Origin of the sequence: Edaphobacter modestus (assembly GCF_004217555.1) — a bacterium.
Taxonomy (GTDB): Bacteria; Acidobacteriota; Terriglobia; order Terriglobales; family Acidobacteriaceae; genus Edaphobacter; species Edaphobacter modestus.
The window spans coordinates 4,906,423-4,923,646 of the sequence record NZ_SHKW01000001.1 but is presented as its reverse complement, the minus strand read 5'-3'; the positions used below and the strand labels follow the sequence as shown (position 1 = coordinate 4,923,646).

Below are 17,224 nucleotides of genomic sequence, written 5' to 3'. Positions count from 1 at the left end.
ATGCTTCACACCTTTGTAGCTCTCGTAGACGACAAGCCCGGCGTGCTCACACGGGTCGCCTCGCTCTTCCGCCGCCTCAACGTCAACATCGTTTCACTTACCGTGGGCGAAAGCGAACGCGAGGGGATCTCGCGCATGACCATCGTCTGCGACGCACCCGAGCACGCCGCAGACCGTGTCCGCGCCTCTCTTTACAAGCTTGAGATCACTCGCGATGTCGATGAGCTTGGCCGCAGCGAAGCGGTCATCCGCGAGCTCTGCCTCATCAAGGTCGCTGCCGGCCCCAACTCTCCGCATGGCCAGCACTCGCGCTCGCAGATCTTCGAGCTCGCGAATGTCTTCCGCGCTCGCGTCGTCGATCTCGCGCCCGAGTCCATCATGCTCGAGATGACCGGAGCCGCCAGCAAGATCGAAGGCCTCCTCCAGGTCCTGCGCGAATCCTCATTCGAAGTTCTCGAGGTCTCCCGCACCGGCCGTATGGCCATGCGTCGCGGCCACCACACCAGCCGCGTGCTCAAAGCCCTCGGCACCAAGACCTCTGAAGAGACTCCGCTGGCCTTCCCGGATCGCCCGGAAGCCGACGATCTCCCTAACCAGTTCGCCGAAGACGACGCGTAATCACTCTCCATTTACGATTAACGAAACAACGAAAAGGAAGAAGACAAAGCAATGGCAAAGACCTACCACGACGCAGACGCAGACCTCTCCCTCATCCAAGCCAAGAAAGTCGGCATCATCGGCTACGGCTCGCAGGGCCACGCCCACGCCCTCAACCTCAAGGACTCCGGCGTCGAGGTTCGCGTAGGCCTTCGTCCTGATTCCCCCAATGCCGAGCGCGCCCGCAAGGCTGGCCTCCAGGTCGACACCGTCGCCAATGTCGCCAAGTGGGCCGACGTCATCATGAATCTCACGCCCGACCAGACCGCGGCCAAGGTGCATAAGACAGAGGTCGAACCAAATCTCGCCCCCGGCAAGACCCTCATGTTCGCGCACGGCTTCAACATCCGCTTCGGAACCATCGTTCCGTCCGCAGGCGTCGATGTCTCGCTGGTCGCTCCCAAGGCGCCCGGCCACCGCGTCCGCGAGGTCTTCACCGAAGGCGGCGGCGTTCCCGGACTGGTTGCCGTCGAGCAGAACACCTCTGGCAAGGCACTTGAGCTTGCGCTCAGCTACGCCAAGGGCATCGGTTGCACCCGCGCCGGAGTTCTCGAGACCACATTCACGGAAGAGACCGAGACCGACCTCTTCGGCGAGCAGGCGGTTCTCTGCGGAGGCACCGCCGCCCTGGTCAAGGCTGGCTTCGAAGTCCTTACCGAGGCGGGCTACCAGCCCGAGCTCGCGTACTTCGAGGTTCTGCACGAGCTCAAGCTCATCGTCGACCTGATGTATCGCGGCGGCCTTGCCTACATGCGTCACTCCATCTCGGACACGGCGGAGTGGGGCGACTATGTGGCCGGACCACGCATCGTCACCGCCGAGACCAAGCAGGCCATGAAGAAGCTGCTCGAGGAGATTCAGAACGGTTCCTTCGCCAAGAAGTTCATCGAGGAGAACGAGACCGGTCGTCACGAGTTCGCTCGCATCCGCCAGCAGGAGGCCGCGCACGGCATCGAGAAGGTTGGCGCCGAGCTGCGCAAGGCCATGCCCTTCCTCGATCCCGTCAAGGTCGAGAATGGCGCGGTCGTAAAGGCATAACTTTTCTTCATCGAAACGAGGTACGGCGGCATCCTAAGGGTGCCGCCGTTTCCTTTCGTCACAAAACCCGGAGAATTCCTCCGCATCTTTGCTCCTCCCCTGTTTGCAAACCTGTCACAATGGAGCAAGAGTCGCCGTTTCTTGTTTTCCTGCCCACGACGGCAGAAGGAGATTCGCCTCATGGCCGCCCCAAGCAGTTACGAAGCTCTACTTCCCCAGCAGCTCGGGCTCCAGGTGTTCATCGCTCCTCCCACACACCCGACGCCGCAATCAGAGATCATCGCGGCGCTGCGTACTATCTCTGCACTCGACGGTCTCAACGAAGAGGAGTACCTCTGGTTCGCCACTCACGGCACCGAACGCGTCGGTGACGACGGAGCCATGGCATTCGCCGAAGGCAGCCCCTGCGATCGCATGGTCTTCATCCTCAAGGGTGAGGTGCACGTGCGCCGCCACAATGCCGGCCCAATGGCGCTGTGGATCGGCCGCGCCGGCCAGATGACCGCTAAGCTGCCCTTTTCGCGCATGAAAGTCTACGGCGGCGAAGGTTACCTCGTGGGCCCAGGCTGGTTGCTCGACATCCATGAAGATCGCTTTCCCGAGATGCTCGCGGCGATCCCTTCCATGACGCAGCGCTGTGTCTCCACCATGATGGATCGCGTGCGCGAGGTCACACGCATGGAGCAGCAGGCGGAAAAACTCGCCGCTCTGGGCAAGCTTGCGGCGAACCTGGCCCACGAGTTGAATAATCCGGCCTCCGCTGCCCAGCGCTCCGCCTCCAGCCTCTTCTCCGAGCTGCGGCAGTACGGCGACCAGAAGTATCGTCTTGGCAATCTCTGCCTCTCCGATACGCACACGTCGCAGTACCGCTCCTGGGTGGCGCGTACGCGCTCCACGCTCGGGGAACACGAGGCTGCGAACGGCAGGTCTCCGGATGCGCTGGCTATCAGCGATCGCGAGGTCGATCTGCTCGGCTGGCTCGAAGGCCACAACGTCCCGAATCCCTGGGCCATCGCTCCGTCGCTGGCCGAAACCGGCATCGCCTCCGCTCAGCTCGACGAGCTTGCCGGCCTCGTCACCTCCGAGGCGCTTCCGGTCGCAGTAGCCACCTTCGCCAGCTCCCTCCGCGTCGAACGCATGGCAGAGACCGTGGTCAACTCGACGGTACGCATCTTCGACCTTATCCGCGCCATCAAGGACTACTCGTACATGGACCAGGCGCCGATCCAGGACATCGACCTGGCACAGTCGCTCGAGAACACTCTCGCCATGTTCAAGTCGCGCCTGCAGCATGTGTCCGTTGTAACGGATTTCGATCCCGCACTTCCTCCGGTCGCCGGCTACGGACGCGAGCTCAACCAGGTATGGACCGCGTTGATCGAGAACGCGCTGGATGCGATGAAAGACCAGGGAACGCTTCGGGTCTGTGCACGGTTGCAGGGACGGATGGCCTTCGTCGAGGTATGGGATACTGGCCCCGGCATCGATCCGGAACTCAAGAGCCGCATCTTCGAACCGTTCTACACCACCAAGGCCCCCGGCCGCGGCCTAGGGCTCGGACTCGATACCGCGCAGCGCATCCTCGAGCGTCACTCCGGCTACATCCACGTGGATTCGAAACCCGGAGCTACCTGCTTCCAGGTTAGACTGCCGCTGGAACAAGCCCAGACTTACTAACCGCAGCAGCGCCGAAGCAAACAGCCGCAATCAACTTAGCACGGCGCTGCTTGTCGTTTTAGTCACATCCCGCCCAATCTGCTTCACTGAATCGACCAGCAGATCGAAGTCGCTTCGTCGCGATCTGTGATTTGAGATTGCCACGCGAATCGCAAACCGGCCATCGAGCATTGTTCCCGACGGAACGGCGATCCCACTCTCCTGCAACCGCATGAGTATCTCGCTGTTCTCCGTGTCGTTCGCGCCGGCATACCGGAGACAAACAATATTCAAGGGAGCCTCGGCTGCCAGCTCAAGCTCAGGGCAGGCCTTCACCAGCGACACCAGGTATCGCGCCTGCTCTACGTTCTGTTCGATGGCGGCCGCTATCGCGTCCACTCCCCGCGCCTTCAGGCTCATCCACGCCTTCAAAGCCCTGAACCCTCGCGACAGCTCGATACCGCGATCGGCAAAACGCAGTCCCCCCGCGGCCGGCCCTCGTTCCATCGCGGTCAGATAGCTGGCTCCCGTGGCAAATGCGGCCTTATGGCCCTCTGCATCCCGCACCAGCACACAGCCGATGTCGTAGGGCATGTAGCCCCACTTGTGCAGATCGAACGCCAGCGAGTCGGCCCGTTCGATTCCCCGTACCAGGGGCCGCAGCTTCTCGGACCAGTACGCGGGAGCGCCAAAGGCGCCGTCTACGTGAAACCAGAGATTCTCTTGAGCGCATAGATCCGCAATTGCCGGGAGATCATCCGTGGCCCCGGTGTTCACCGTTCCCGCTGTAGCCACCACGCAGAGAGGCAGGAGGCCAGCCCCGCGATCCGCGGCGATCGCCTGCCGCAGCTGCTCGAGCTTCATCCGGTATTCCGAGTCGACTTCAACCACGCACAGAGCCGCCCGTCCCATCCCCATCAGCTCCATTGCCTTCTTCAGCCAGCTATGCGCTTCACTCGAGCAGTACACCCGCAGCCTGGGTCCTCCCAGCAGACCCTCGGCACGCACGTCGAAGCCGGCCTTTGCGTGCCGGCCCACCGCCAGCCCGATCAGATTCGCCATCGTGCCGCCGCTCATCAGCAGGCCGCTGGTCCCGACAGGCATCCCCATCAATCCGGCCATCCAGCGAATCACCTGCTCCTCGATCAGCGTTGCGGAGTCATCGAATCCCCCTACGTTAGGATTCATGCCAGCGGCCAGCATCTCCGCCAGTACGCCCTCCGCAGTCCCATTGCCCATGACCCAGCCCCAGAAACGGGGATGCGTATTCCCGATTCCGTACGGCAACACGTCCCGCAGGAAGCTCTCATAAGCCGCCATGGCCCCTTCGCCCGTGCGCGGGACCGGCTCCTGCTCGATGGCCTGTCGTGTCTTCGCCGGGAGTCGCTGCCACACGGGCTGCTCTCGTCTTCCCTGCAGATGGTCGAAGATTCCATCGACCATCCGATGGCCAAGCGCCCGGAGCGCGGCCCATTCCTTCTCATTTGCGGGATCCAGGGTTGTCTCTTCTCTATCTGAATACGTATCTGCGCGGTGCGAAGTTCTGCCCATCCCCTAACAATACTCGGGGCAGGGCTGCATCCTTCGCCGCAGGCGTAAACGGAGGAGCACCACAGGACACGATCCGTCCAGAACTTAACGGACTAAAATGTAGATGCGTTTGCTCGGAAGAACTACTTCGTCACTTCCACACCCCGCCAGAAGGCGGTATGGTGTTTCACGTTTCGGGCGGCAGGCTTGGGGTCGGGGTAATACCACGCTGCGTCCTGATTCTCCTGCCCGTCGACCAGGATCGTGTAATAACGAGCCTGGCCCTTCCATGGACAGCTTGAGGTCGTCGAACTTGGCCTCAGGAACTCGCGTTTGACCGATTCGTCGGGAAAATAGATGTTCCCTTCAACTGTCTCGTAGGTCTCACTCTCGGCCAGAACCTGCCCATTCCAAACTGCCTTCGCCATAGTCTGCAACCCGTCTTTTCAATAATTTACAGCAACGCTGCCCAATTTAGTGGGCGGCACAGTACACCAGACCCCATAGACTACTACTGAGTAGTTGTAACAGAAATGATGCAAAAAAGAAAAAGCGGTATACCGCCGGTTATCCCTTCGTAAGCCCTAGCGATCGCTGAAATCCTTCGTGCAGCCTGGCGGCCTCCGGAAATCGTTCGATGAGGGCCGCTGTGTGCCGCATAAACGGATGTCCCGACTGCTTCTCCGTCTCCGCGTGAAAGTGGTGGAACTTGGCGTAGATCAGGATGCCTTCGCCGTTCGAATCCAAGAAGAGATCCGGGTCCAGCGCGCCGCGGAGCACCAGCGAGGCTGCCATCTCCCAATAGCCCAGCACCTGCCTCCAGGCGGCGTTGTGCTGCGAGCCTACATCTCGCGAGACCGCTCGCAGCTCCTCCAGCGTCTTCGGCTGAAAGTCGAAGACCATGAAGCGTCGCGACCTTCGCAGGGTTTCCTCACGACGCATCTCGTACAGCTTCAATATCAGTTCCGCGTCAGACGCAGTCGCCATCCACTCTTCCTCTTCTTAAAAGTGCTGTCAGGCCGCTTCGCCTTCAGGCTTCGCCACGGGATCAGCAACCAGCTTCTCGTAGCTGCACGGCGGGGCACTCGGAGCTGCTTCTTCTTCCTTGTCCCCCTTCTTCTTCCGTCGCTTCGGCAGAGCCTCATGGTTATTCGGACACACCCAGAATGTTCCCTTGTCGTTAGCCACCTCGAGCAGATATGCACTATCGCACTTCGGGCAGGTCTCGCTGATCAGCTTCTGGTTCGAGGCGAAATCGCACTTGGGATAGTTCACGCAGCCGTAAAAGACATCGCCGCGCTTCGTCTTCCGGACCGCGATATCGCCGCCATCCTTCGGACACTTCACCTCCAGCAGCTCCTGCTTGATGTACTTGCACTTCGGGTATCCGCTGCAGCTGATGAACTCGCCATACTGCCCATGCCGCAGCAGCAGCGGCTTTGCGCACTTCGGGCAGCTCTCCTCCAGCTGCACCGGAGGCTTCTGCTGCACCTTCTGGCTCAGCTTGCGAATCGTCTTGCAGGGTGGATCCTCGTTGTAGCCGGGGCACGCCATAAACGGCCCCCACGGTCCATTACGCAGCACCATGACGCGTCCGCAGTTGTCGCAGAACTCTTCTTCCGCGACCTCGTCGGCTCCCGGCGCGCTCAGGTCGGGCTTCGCCGCGTAGTTTTCCTTGGTGAAGTCGCAGCTGAAGGTCTCGACCGTGATCTTCTTGCCCTTACCCTGCGCCTCGTTGATTGCGGCAGCAAGCTCCTTCGCATCCGCCGCTTCACGGCTGAAGTCCGTAACATCTTCCGTCATCGCCTTCACCGTCATCGGGAAGGTGAAAGCGGACGTGATCTTCTTCACCACGGCCTTAGAATCCTTCTTCCACGGCCCTGCCGCAACATTCATCGGCTTGGTCTTGGTGAAGTTGGAGCAGGAAAAGAAGCTTCCGAACTTGCCCCATTTCAGAATCAGCGGAGAGCCGCACTGCTCGCAGATCTCAGTGGTCGGCTCCTCCATCCGCTTGATATCTTCCATGCTCTTCTCGGCGACCTTGAGTTCTTTCTCAAAGTGGTCATAGAAGCCATTCAAAAGATCGGTCCAGCGCTCCTGCCCATCTTCCACGGCGTCCAGCTCGCCTTCGAGCGTAGCCGTGTACTGCGTGTCGAAGATGTAAGGGAAGTTCTTCACCAGCAGCTTGGTGACGACAATCCCGATCTCGGTCGGCACAAATCGTCCCGTGATCTTCTTCACATAATCGCGGTCCTGGATCGTATTAATGATGGACGCATAGGTTGAAGGGCGTCCGATGCCCTTCTCTTCCAGGGTCTTCACCAGGCTCGCCTCGTTGTAGCGCGGAGGAGGCTGCGTAAACTTCTGCTGGGGATCGAGCTTCTCGAGCTTCAACGCTTCGCCAGTAGTCAACTCTGGAAGCCTGCGCTCCGTCTCGTCCTCTCCCTCAGCTCCCTCAGATTTTTCGGACTCGCCCTGCCCAGCGCGCAGCGTCTGTTTTTCTTCCTTGGCTGCCTTCCCCTTGGCTGCCAGACGCGCCCGCTTCTCTTCCTCTTCGAACTTCAGGTGCCCATCGAACTTCAGGACGCTTCCGCTTACACGGAAGTCATAGCTCAGCTTCGCCTTCGCCTCGATCTCCACGGTCGTCTGGTCGAAGACCGCAGGCGTCATCTGGCTGGAAACAAACCGTTGCCAGATCAGCTTGTAGAGCCGATACTGCTCGTCGGAGAGGTAGCGCCGGATCGAATCCGGAGTGAACTCCACCGACGTCGGCCGGATCGCCTCGTGCGCATCCTGCGCCTGTACCTGCTTCTTGCCGACATACTCGTTAGGCTTGGCTGGAAGATATTGATTGCCCAGCTTGCCGATAAACTCACGCGCCTCCGCAATCGCATCCGGGCTGACTCGCGTCGAGTCGGTACGCATGTACGTGATCAGACCGATCGTTCCCTCGGACCCAATCTCTACGCCCTCATACAGCCGCTGCGCCACACCCATCGTGCGCCGAACATTGAACCCCAGCCGTCCCGCGGCCTCCTGCTGAAGCTTGCTGGTCGTAAACGGAGCCTTCGGGTTGTTCCGGCGTTCCTTCTTCTCGACCGAGCGCACGCTCCACTTTGCGTTCTTCAGCTCACCAACAACCTCGTCCACCGCATCGTGGTCCGGCAGGGCATTCGCAAGAAACTGCTCCTTGCCATCGGCGTCCACTCCGTTGGCCACACGTGAAGGCACGCCGTTCACACCGACGAAACGAGCCGTGAATCCCTGCTTGCCCCCTCCGGGCAGAAGATCCGCGTCGATCGTCCAGTACTCAACCGGCTTGAATTCGTTGATCTCCTGCTCGCGCTCGACGATCAGCCGTAGCGCCACGGTCTGTACTCGGCCCGCGCTCAACCCGCGCCGAACCTTGTCCCACAGCAAAGGAGAGATCTGATAGCCCACCAGCCGGTCCAGAACCCGGCGCGTCTGCTGCGCGTCCACCAGATTCTCGTCCACATCGCGAGCCTGCTCGAACGCGGCCCTTACAGCCTTCTGGGTGATCTCATTAAAGGTCACCCGCCGCAGCATCTTCTTGTCCTTCATCACCGGCATCAGCTGCATCGAAAGATGCGCCGCAATTGCCTCGCCCTCGCGGTCCGGGTCGGGCGCCAGATAGACGGCATCCGCCTTCGCCGCCAGCTTCTTCAGGCGGTCGACGACCTTCTCCTTGCCAGGAGAGACGATCAGCGTCGGCTCGAAGGTTCTCCTCTTCAGCTCCACGCCAATGTCGTTTTTGGGCAGGTCCATGATGTGGCCCAGCGAGGCCTCCACCACGTAGTCGCTGCCGAGATATTTATTGATCGTCTTCGCCTTTGCCGGCGACTCTACGATCACGAGTGACTTAGCCATTTCTTCCCTTCATTCCCCAGAGCATCCCGACGAAGCGGGAGGTTCCATCGATCCTTCTCTGTTTTGCGAGGATTCCCTTGCGAACCTAACACGGTTCGCCGGATACGTCATCCCCTCACAATTCCCAACAGACGAAGTCAGTTCCAAAAAGTCATCACCTTGGACCGACTCGAGTAACACGCAGCATCCCGAGAGCCCTTGCTCTAAGTCAACGGACAGGCTTACTTAGCCATGCTGTACAAAAAGTTTTCCACCGCTTGCCGGCCTTCCCGGGAGTTCGCTCACATGGTCCGGATATAGTTCTTTCCCGGAAGCTGCCTCACGCGTCCCGCCAACTCCAGTTCGAACAATGCCGTAAAGATCTCCGCCGATCCGAGCTCGCCCTCCAGGCGCTCGATCAGCTCATCCAGCTGGATCGATTCGTCCTGTCTTAGCCGGTCCAGAACCATGCGTTCATGATTCGAAAGCCTCGTTTCGCTAAATAAGGATGCGGATTCCTGGTCTTTCGATTCACTGTTAGCGCTAACCCCAATTTCGTCTTCAAGTTGCAGCCGGATCTCCGATGCCAGGTCCTCCCAGACGTCCTCCCAGGTCGCCGTCAGCTTCGCTCCCTGCTTGATCAGCGTATTCGGACCCCATGCGTTCTTGTTGGTTACGTTTCCCGGAACCGCATAGACATCGCGGTTCTGTTCCATCGCCAGCCGGGCCGTAATCCGGGTACCGCTATGTTCGGCCGCCTCGATGACCAGGACCCCCACGCTCATTCCGCTCAAAAGGCGATTCCGGATGGGAAAATTCTGTGGGGCCGGGAACGTGCCCAGGGGGTATTCGCTCACGATCGTGCCGCCGCTTTCCACGATCTGTTCGGCCAGCCGCTTATTCTCCTTCGGGTAGATCACATCGATTCCCGTGCCCCATACCGCGACCGTCTTTCCGCGGGCCTCAAGCGCTCCTTTGTGAGCCGCCGTATCCACCCCGCGAGCCATTCCGCTTAATATAGTCAGCCTTCGCGCCGCAAGATCGCGCGACAGCATCTCGGCCATGCCGGCGCCATAGGGCGAAGGATGACGCGTTCCCACCACCGCGATTCCTGGCCGAGACAGAAGCTCGACATCGCCCCGAATCCAGAGCACCGCCGGAGGATCGTAGATCTCGCGCAGACGATTCGGATACGCCGCCTCGACCGGCGTCAGGATCGCTCCACCACTCGCCGCCACCCGGGTCCACTCGTCCTCGGCAACGGCTCGCGCCTTTCCATCAAAGACAAACTGCGCCGAGTGGGCAGGCATACCCAGCCCCTCAAGCTCGGTCAGGGAAGCATCGAAGAGCCGCTCCGGCTCTCCGAGTTGCCGCATCACCCTCCACGTCCGCGTCATCCCCATCGCCGGCGTCAACACCAGCGCGAGCCACGCCAGCTGCGCCTCTGCCCGGACTCCCTCCGCCACTCCCTCTTCCTGCTGGCCCAACTTCAATTCGTTCCTCTTCCTGCCGCCTTAGGTCTGCGACACGGCCTGGATCAATCCACGGATATACCCATAACAGTAAGCGAAGGACTGCAACCCCTGGGGGTCGCTCTCGGCTACAGGAACATGATCCGGCATCAGCATGTAGGGATAGCCGATCTCCCTGTAGACCTGAATCGCCTTCCACATGTCCACATCGCCCTCATCCGGATACACCTCTACAAAATCATTCCGGTGACCGCGGATGTTCCTGAAGTGAACGTTGAAGATCTTCTTCCGCGTGCCGAAGTAGCGAATCACGTCGAAGATCTCGGTTCCCGGGTCCGCAAGCATCTCCGAAACCGTCCCCTGGCAGAAGTTCAGCCCGTGATACTCGCTCTCCCGAATCGCAACGAACTTCTTCAACCCGTCTACCGTCCCCAGCACCCGATCCACACCCTGGTAGCCCTCCGGTGGAACTCCCGGGTCCTGCGGATGACACGCCATGCGAATCTTGTACTCGTTCGCCACCGGAATCATGCGATCGAGAAAGAACGTAATCCTCTCCCAGAACGCCTCCGCATCCACATGTCCCGCAATCGTCAGCGGAGTCTTCGGGTGCGCCTCCGCGAGCTTCCACTGGCTGTAGCTCGCGTCGCCGCGTCCCTGCACTCTGCCCGACCGCAGCACCCCAAGGATGCTCATGTTGTACTTGATCGAAGGCAGCCCCGCGCGGGCGCAGTTGCGAATCAGCATCTGCAGCTGTTCGATATCGCGGTCCCGCTCCGGACTCTTCGCCAGCATGATGGCCGGGTGCTTCTCGCGATCGATGTAGCTCGACTCCAGGATCGGCGGCCCGACGCATACAATCTCGATGCCATTCTTCTCCGCCAGATCCCGCATCCGGCTCAGCTCATCGACGGTCGAGGCGATCCGGCCCTCCGACGTCTCCGGATACCCGCAGATATGCTTCACCCCATATCGCGCCAGGTACTTCAGATGAGCATCCGTCGTCGGCGCGCTCTGGCAGCCGAGCTTCATCATCGCCTTCGGAGTTTTCGCAGACTTCGGCGCGGCGGCCGCAAACGACTCCTGAGCCCCGGAGCCCAACACCAGCGCTGTCGCGCCCGTTGTAGAAAGAAACCTTCGACGATTCATGACTTCCCGTTCGACCTCACACTCGATTTCCATCTCTCTTGCAGCGCCTCGCTCAATACGAACGAGGCTCCGCACATCGCCAACGCAACAAACAGGCTCGTCCACTCGTTTCCGCTAAACCCCCGAACCTTTGCGACCCTCGGGATATGCAACAGGATCACCCACAGCAGAAACATCAGGCCCAGCAGACCCGCGGACAACCGCACCTGTATCCTCGAAACCAGGCTCGCAGCCACCAGCAGGAACGCGATCCCCGTAAAGTACGTCCAGAAAAGATGTCCCGGAATCCAGGCAGGGATCAGCGCCGCCACGAACTTCGAGTACATCAGGTGCTGGATTCCGAAGACGACCAACGATACCGCAAACAGCCATCGGCCTGTCTCCACCAGCAACCACTGCGAGCCTCTGCGCTGCCCGGCTGCCTCCGATGGAAAGGTTCCGGCGATCACCAAAGCGGCCCCTCCCATCGCGGCCAGCTCAAACAGACTCGTCCACGGCCTTGGATCCCGCGGACTCGCCAGCAGCGTTGGCAGATAAATCACCAGCCCTCGCAACAGGATTCCCACTCCAAGAGTGTTTGCCGCAGCCCGTCCATACCAACGCAACACCAGGCACATTCCCGCCGCGATCAGGGCGCACCCAAACAGCAGCGCCAGACCCCGCTGCGTCTGCACCCACGGAGGCCCCGCCGCAGGCACGGGCCCTCTTCCACTTCCCGAGCCTATGCACTGCAGTCCAAAGAAGACGATCGCCACGGCATACAGCAGGCGGCCAATTCGGGTCAGTCCATCCATCGTGTCGGCTCCTCGCGCACGCCCATGAAATCCTACAACCCTTCCGTCAGGGTCCAAACAGAAACTTACTGTTCCTCGTCACATCGCCGACATTCGAGTTGTGTCCCCGTCCGCGAAACCCGGCCCTGCTCCGTAGTCACCCACTCTCGAATCATCCAGGGAGGATCATGGCGCACATGCTGTCCATGCCCGCACTCCAGCTCCGCCACCCAGTGGTTCTCTTCGTCCTGATGGAAGCCGATGATCGCACGCTGCATCCTCTTGCTCCTCGCTGCATCTTCTACAGTAGATCTTTGGGCACTTCACTCCATCCCGTCCGCGTAGCCGCCATCAACTTCCTCAATCCGGCTCCTCTCATGTGGGACTTCGAGCACCCACCGCTCTCCTCCGCACTTGCCCAGCGCTACCAGCTCCACTACACGCTCCCCGCTCTCTGCGCCGACGAGCTCCTCGCCGGCCGCGCCGACCTCGGCCTCATCCCCATCGCCTCACTCACGCCCGAGCTCGCCATCGTGCCCGGCTGCACCATCGCCTCGTTCGATCGCGTTCGCTCCATCCAGCTCATCGTAAAAAGCCCGCACAGGCTCGAGACCGTCCGCACCGTCGCCGCAGACAACGCCTCCCGCAGCTCCCGCGCCTACGTCGAGATCCTCTTCCGCAACTTCCTCCACACCGAGCCCCAGTTCCTCACCGCCCCCGCCGATCCCATCGCGATGCTCCACCAAGCCGACGCCGCCCTGCTCATCGGCGACCCCGCCCTGCTCGCGCTCGAATCCCGCCAGCAGATCGAAGAAGCCGTAGGCCCATGCCAGTGGTTCGACGTGGCGCACGAGTGGCACACCCGCACCGGCCTTCCCTGGGTCGCCGCCGTCTGGGCCGTCCGTCCCGAAGCCCTCTCCGTCAGCCATCTCACCACAGCCCAGATCACCGACGACCTCATCGGCTCGCGCGACCACGGACTCGCCCACATCGACGACCTGGTCCGCGAGTGGACTCCGCGCATCGCCATTTCCTCTGCCACCATCCACCATTACCTTTCGGTAAACATCCGGTATACCCTAACCCCGGACTGCATCCGCACCATCCAGCTCTTCCGCCGCTACGCCGCCGAATCCGGCATATTGCCCCCGCTTCCCACCCTCCGTTTCCTCTAAACCACCCTCCAGCACGGTTTTTCGCCGGCCGACGCGACCTGGCATGGCTCCGGAGCGTCATATCCTGTATGACCACCACGGCTGCCACTTCGATTGTGGCTGAATTCGCGGCTCGCGCCGCGCGCACAGTCGTGGCTCCCACCTCGCATCGCTCTCCGCTGATGCACTTCCTCTTCACCTTCGGACCCTTCGGCCTGTTCCTCGTCTCTATCGTCGATTCGTCCTTCATTCCGCTGCCCATCCCCGGCGTCACCGACATCATGCTCGTACTGATGGCTGCCCGCCACGCCAACTGGTTTCTGCTCGTCATCGTAGCCTCCGTCGGGTCGGCGATTGGAGGCTATCTCAGCTATCGCGTCGGCAAGTCCGGAGGCATCGCCTTCCTCGAAAAGCGCGTGCCTCCACGCATCTTCAAGCTGGTCCGCGACTGGATGGAGCGTCATGCCATCCTTGCCGTCGCGCTTCCCGCCCTACTTCCCCCGCCCATGCCCCTGGCTCCCTTCGTCCTTGCAGCGGGAGCCCTCAAAATGTCGCAACGCAAATTTCTCTGGGCCTTCATCCTCAGTCGCACCGTAAGGCACATCATCGCCGCCGGGCTCGGCCTCTACTACGGCAGATCCATCCTTCGCCTCTGGAATCAACTCTCGGAAAAGTACGCGACCACACTTCTCGTCGCTACCTGGAGCATCATCCTCGCCAGTTGCGCCATCGCCTTCTGGCAGCTTTACAAGGCCTCACGGAGCGTCGTGGCTCCGCAAGACCTTGCTCCCCAGGGCAAGACGGCCGCGTAGCTGGAGAGATACGACCGCCGTCCTCTCGAAAGGTGGGGGATCTCAACCGTTGGTCTTTTGCGTTGCATCACGGCGTTCGAAATAGAAAGCAGGTCTGCGTTACGCCACAGCCTCGCTCCTCTTCTTCGGCGCAAACTTCCGCTTGTAATACGCCGTCGTCGCAGCCACAGCCGGTACACCCACGATCGAAGGCCACAGCCACAGGTACCAGGTGTTCCCAAGCACCTGCCCCAGGGTCACCACGCTGAACGCCGACCACGCTGCGATATAGCTGGCAATGAAGTTGCCCAGATGTCCGTACCACCAGAACATCTTCTCCTTCGGCTTGTAGACGAACGAGATCATCTGCCTCATCGCTGCGCCGATTCCGATAAACCCGAAGACCGCTCCCACCGCCGGAATCACCTCGATCGAAGCTGGACGGAACACGCTCAGCCACACCAGCAGTGCGCTCACGGCCAGCGTAATCACCCCTGCGATCCAGTCGATCGGCTCGGCGCTTCCGCCGCGAGCCAGATCCTTCAACCGCAAAACCCTATATCCGGCAAACGCCAGGTAGAAGCTGAAGACCGCCACCAGCGCCAGAAACCGTACCGGGAAGAAGAACGCCATCGGCACCGCCGTAGCCGCCACCGCACCCATCGACCACAGGTACACCATGCCCCAGCGTTTATGCTGCCTGCCGCCCTTGGCCGTCGCCAGCGCCATCGGGGCCAGCAGAAACGACATCGTTCCTGCTGCGATATGAATCGTCAAAAATGCCTTTACCCACAATGGATCCAATCCGTGTCCGTGCATCGCATCCTCCATGACGTCTATTGCTTCAATCGCGTGGATCTCTTCCTGCCCGAAGTCTTTTTCCGGACTCCGCTGTCGATCGCATCCAGTTCCTTCAACGTCTCTCTGCCCCACTTCACCAGAGCCTCGCTGTAATGGCGGCCATAGCTCACCGTCATGAGCCAGAAACGAGCCTGCGGATCGTCCGGCCGCTCCCGCCGCACCTCTTTTGCGATCTCCGAATACCTCGCCACTGCCTCTTGCTGCGTCGCAACAAACGCCGCAACACTCTCCCGGCTCGCACTCACGGGCGCATGGCCCCCGAAGAATAACTTCAGCAACAGCTCATTTCGCGGAACCTCAGCAGCCGCCGGCACCATCACCCACTCTTTTAGCCGTTCCCTTCCCTTCCCCGTCAGCGAATACACATTGCGGTCGGGCCGTCCCTTCTGGCGCTCCGTCTTCTTCTGCACCAACCCCTCCGCGGTGAGCTTCTTCAGCGCCGGATAAATCTGGCCGTAGCTCTCGTTCCAGAAGTTCCCGATGGATTGCGCAATGACCGAACGGATCGTATAGCCGGACATCGGCGCCATACTCAACACACCCAGCAACGCATCCGGCGTTGCTGTCCCGGTCCGATCTTCCGCTTTCGCAGCTGTGGTCTTTCTCTTCATATCTGCAAGATATATATCTGGCAGATATCTATACGCAAGGTCACTCGTCACAGTTCCGTAAAATTCCGCCGACATGCAAAAAAGAAACGGACCCCGAAAGGTCCGCTTCCATCTGTCTCGGTCTGGAGCTACGCCCGTTAGAACTCCCACCGCAGCAAGGTCGCCCCTACGGTAAAGCCAGCGCCTACACTGGCCAACAGCACCAGATCGCCCTTCTTCATCCTTCCCTCTTCGAGGGCAGTGTGCATCGCCAACGGAATGGTTCCAGCCGTCGTGTTCCCATAGCGATCGATGTTGATCACCACACGCTCCTCCGGCAGTCCCAGTCGCTCCGCCGTCGAAAGAATGATGCGTCGATTCGCCTGGTGCGGAATAAAGCAGGACAACTCGCTTCCAGCCACTCCATTGCGGCTCAGCACCGTCTCCGCTGCCTCGGCCATCTTGCGCACTGCGAACTTGTAAACAGCCTGCCCGTCCTGATGAACGTAGTGCATCTTCGCCGCCACCGTCTCAACCGTTGACGGATGCAGGCTTCCGCCTCCCGGCATATTCAGCGCTACCGCGCCCGATCCATCAATCTCGTGCCAGTAGTCGATCAGGCCCACCTCGCCCTCTTCGCATGGCTCCAGCAGCACCGCGCCCGCGCCGTCACCGAAGATGACGCACGTTGTCCGGTCGGTATAGTCGATGATCGAGCTCATGACGTCGGCCCCGATCACCAGAACCTTCCTGTGCATCCCGCTCTCGATCAGCTTGGCTCCCACCTGCAGCGCATACGGAAACCCCGAACACGCCGCCGACAGGTCGAATCCCCACGCGCTCTTCGCTCCCAGCTTGTTCTGCACCAGGCAGGCCGTGGCCGGAAACAGCATATCCGGCGTCACGGTCGCGACGATAATGACCTCGATCTCACTGGCATCCACGCCGCGCTTGGCCAGGCAGCACTTCGCCGCCTCAACCGCCAGATCGCTCGTCGCCACGCCCTTATCCACCAGGTGCCGCTCGCGGATTCCCGTGCGCTCCACAATCCACTGATCGTTGGTTTCGACCATCTTTTCCAGGTCTGCATTCGTCAACAACCGTGGTGGAACATATGCTCCTACCGAAGTGATCTTTGCCCGCCCCTGTGTCCGCGGCTTCAACGTCAGACTCAAACCTTCACCTCAATCTCTGGGTAATACTGAATTCGCAAATTCTTGCAATGCCAACTATTCTCGCTAAGAAGTCACAGCCTGTCACTTCATGACGCACGCCTCCGCACTTTGGACGCACCTCTCTCCGATCCACTTCGAATCATTCCATGGAAGAGAGAAGGGACCGCTGCCGGTTGTCCTCGTGAAGGTGCCTCCACCTTCGCCGTTCGCCGAACAGGTCGTGATGCACAAATGACGTACGGGGGATTCGTTGCATTCCTTACAGCACCTATGCCGCGCGAGTGAGCGTAAAAATGCGACGCGACGCCCAGTGCACCATTCCGGAAAACGAGATCCAGTTTCCATGAGGCATAAAAAATGTACCGGGCGACCTACTGCGCCCGTAATGACCCGTTACCGTTGCTTCCTTCCGGACCTGGCGGGGTTGGCGGGATTACGTCGCGTAGGACCCGGCACACGTCTCATTCTAACATCCGGAAATCCACACCCAAAATCGGCGTAAACCATTCAT

General features: G+C 60.6%; 16 protein-coding genes and 1 other RNA gene. 5 read left to right on the top strand and 12 right to left on the bottom strand.

The features are described from left to right. The 3 genes from ilvN (at window position 1) to BDD14_RS20780 (ending at window position 3,372) form a co-directional block, all read left to right on the top strand. The gene (gene ilvN, locus BDD14_RS20790; protein WP_130420851.1) at window positions 1–618 is read left to right on the top strand and encodes an acetolactate synthase small subunit; all 618 of its coding nucleotides are present in this window, start codon (window positions 1–3) and stop codon (window positions 616–618) included. A gap of 51 nt (window positions 619–669) precedes the next feature. Continuing rightward, entirely contained in the window at window positions 670–1,695 is a 1,026-nt protein-coding gene (ilvC, locus tag BDD14_RS20785; RefSeq protein ID WP_130420849.1) for a ketol-acid reductoisomerase, read from the top strand. Window positions 1,696–1,875: 180 nt separating this feature from the next. Then, complete coding sequence (locus tag BDD14_RS20780; protein ID WP_130420847.1) at window positions 1,876–3,372, top strand: sensor histidine kinase; 1,497 nt, start codon at window positions 1,876–1,878, stop codon at window positions 3,370–3,372. A 30-nt stretch (window positions 3,373–3,402) separates the two neighbouring features. On the opposite strand, the gene BDD14_RS20775 is transcribed toward BDD14_RS20780, so the two are convergent. The 8 genes from BDD14_RS20775 to BDD14_RS20740 all read right to left on the bottom strand — a co-directional run bounded on the left by BDD14_RS20775 (window position 3,403) and on the right by BDD14_RS20740 (window position 12,420). Continuing rightward, entirely contained in the window at window positions 3,403–4,902 is a 1,500-nt protein-coding gene (locus BDD14_RS20775) for a pyridoxal phosphate-dependent decarboxylase family protein (protein WP_130420845.1), read from the bottom strand. Between the two features lie 122 nt (window positions 4,903–5,024). Further along, window positions 5,025–5,309 (bottom strand): DUF427 domain-containing protein, encoded by a 285-nt coding sequence (locus BDD14_RS20770; protein WP_130420843.1) that lies wholly within the window; start codon window positions 5,307–5,309, stop codon window positions 5,025–5,027. A gap of 139 nt (window positions 5,310–5,448) precedes the next feature. After that, window positions 5,449–5,868, bottom strand: a complete 420-nt coding sequence (locus BDD14_RS20765; protein ID WP_130420841.1) for a DUF4760 domain-containing protein — start codon at window positions 5,866–5,868, stop codon at window positions 5,449–5,451. A 27-nt stretch (window positions 5,869–5,895) separates the two neighbouring features. Continuing rightward, window positions 5,896–8,769 (bottom strand): type I DNA topoisomerase, encoded by a 2,874-nt coding sequence (gene topA / locus BDD14_RS20760; protein ID WP_130420839.1) that lies wholly within the window; start codon window positions 8,767–8,769, stop codon window positions 5,896–5,898. Between the two features lie 281 nt (window positions 8,770–9,050). After that, entirely contained in the window at window positions 9,051–10,241 is a 1,191-nt protein-coding gene (gene dprA / locus BDD14_RS20755; RefSeq protein WP_423201761.1) for a DNA-processing protein DprA, read from the bottom strand. 21 nt (window positions 10,242–10,262) lie between these two features. Next, window positions 10,263–11,369, bottom strand: coding sequence for a mannonate dehydratase (locus BDD14_RS20750; RefSeq protein WP_130420837.1), 1,107 nt, complete (start codon window positions 11,367–11,369; stop codon window positions 10,263–10,265). Then, window positions 11,366–12,163: a hypothetical protein gene (locus BDD14_RS20745; RefSeq protein WP_130420835.1), complete on the bottom strand. Its 798-nt coding sequence runs from the start codon at window positions 12,161–12,163 to the stop codon at window positions 11,366–11,368. Before BDD14_RS20745 ends, BDD14_RS20750 begins: the two co-directional genes overlap by 4 nt. A 65-nt stretch (window positions 12,164–12,228) precedes the next feature. After that, window positions 12,229–12,420, bottom strand: coding sequence for a DUF3565 domain-containing protein (locus BDD14_RS20740; protein WP_130420833.1), 192 nt, complete (start codon window positions 12,418–12,420; stop codon window positions 12,229–12,231). Between BDD14_RS20740 and BDD14_RS20735 the strand changes: the two genes are divergently transcribed. Next, window positions 12,331–13,317 (top strand): menaquinone biosynthetic enzyme MqnA/MqnD family protein, encoded by a 987-nt coding sequence (locus BDD14_RS20735; protein WP_242618091.1) that lies wholly within the window; start codon window positions 12,331–12,333, stop codon window positions 13,315–13,317. The genes BDD14_RS20740 and BDD14_RS20735 overlap by 90 nt on opposite strands. A gap of 68 nt (window positions 13,318–13,385) precedes the next feature. Beyond that, window positions 13,386–14,108, top strand: coding sequence for a YqaA family protein (locus BDD14_RS20730; protein WP_130420829.1), 723 nt, complete (start codon window positions 13,386–13,388; stop codon window positions 14,106–14,108). Window positions 14,109–14,207: 99 nt separating this feature from the next. Here BDD14_RS20730 and BDD14_RS20725 read toward each other — a convergent pair whose 3' ends face one another. The 4 genes from BDD14_RS20725 to ffs all read right to left on the bottom strand — a co-directional run bounded on the left by BDD14_RS20725 (window position 14,208) and on the right by ffs (window position 17,168). Beyond that, window positions 14,208–14,906: a DUF2306 domain-containing protein gene (locus BDD14_RS20725; protein WP_130420827.1), complete on the bottom strand. Its 699-nt coding sequence runs from the start codon at window positions 14,904–14,906 to the stop codon at window positions 14,208–14,210. A 17-nt stretch (window positions 14,907–14,923) separates the two neighbouring features. Further along, the gene (locus tag BDD14_RS20720) at window positions 14,924–15,559 is read right to left on the bottom strand and encodes a PadR family transcriptional regulator (protein ID WP_130420825.1); all 636 of its coding nucleotides are present in this window, start codon (window positions 15,557–15,559) and stop codon (window positions 14,924–14,926) included. A 137-nt stretch (window positions 15,560–15,696) separates the two neighbouring features. After that, window positions 15,697–16,713, bottom strand: coding sequence for a beta-ketoacyl-ACP synthase III (locus BDD14_RS20715; protein ID WP_130420823.1), 1,017 nt, complete (start codon window positions 16,711–16,713; stop codon window positions 15,697–15,699). Window positions 16,714–17,070: 357 nt separating this feature from the next. Continuing rightward, an RNA gene (gene ffs / locus BDD14_RS20710) (signal recognition particle sRNA small type) lies at window positions 17,071–17,168 on the bottom strand. Between the last annotated feature and the right edge of the window lie 56 nt (window positions 17,169–17,224).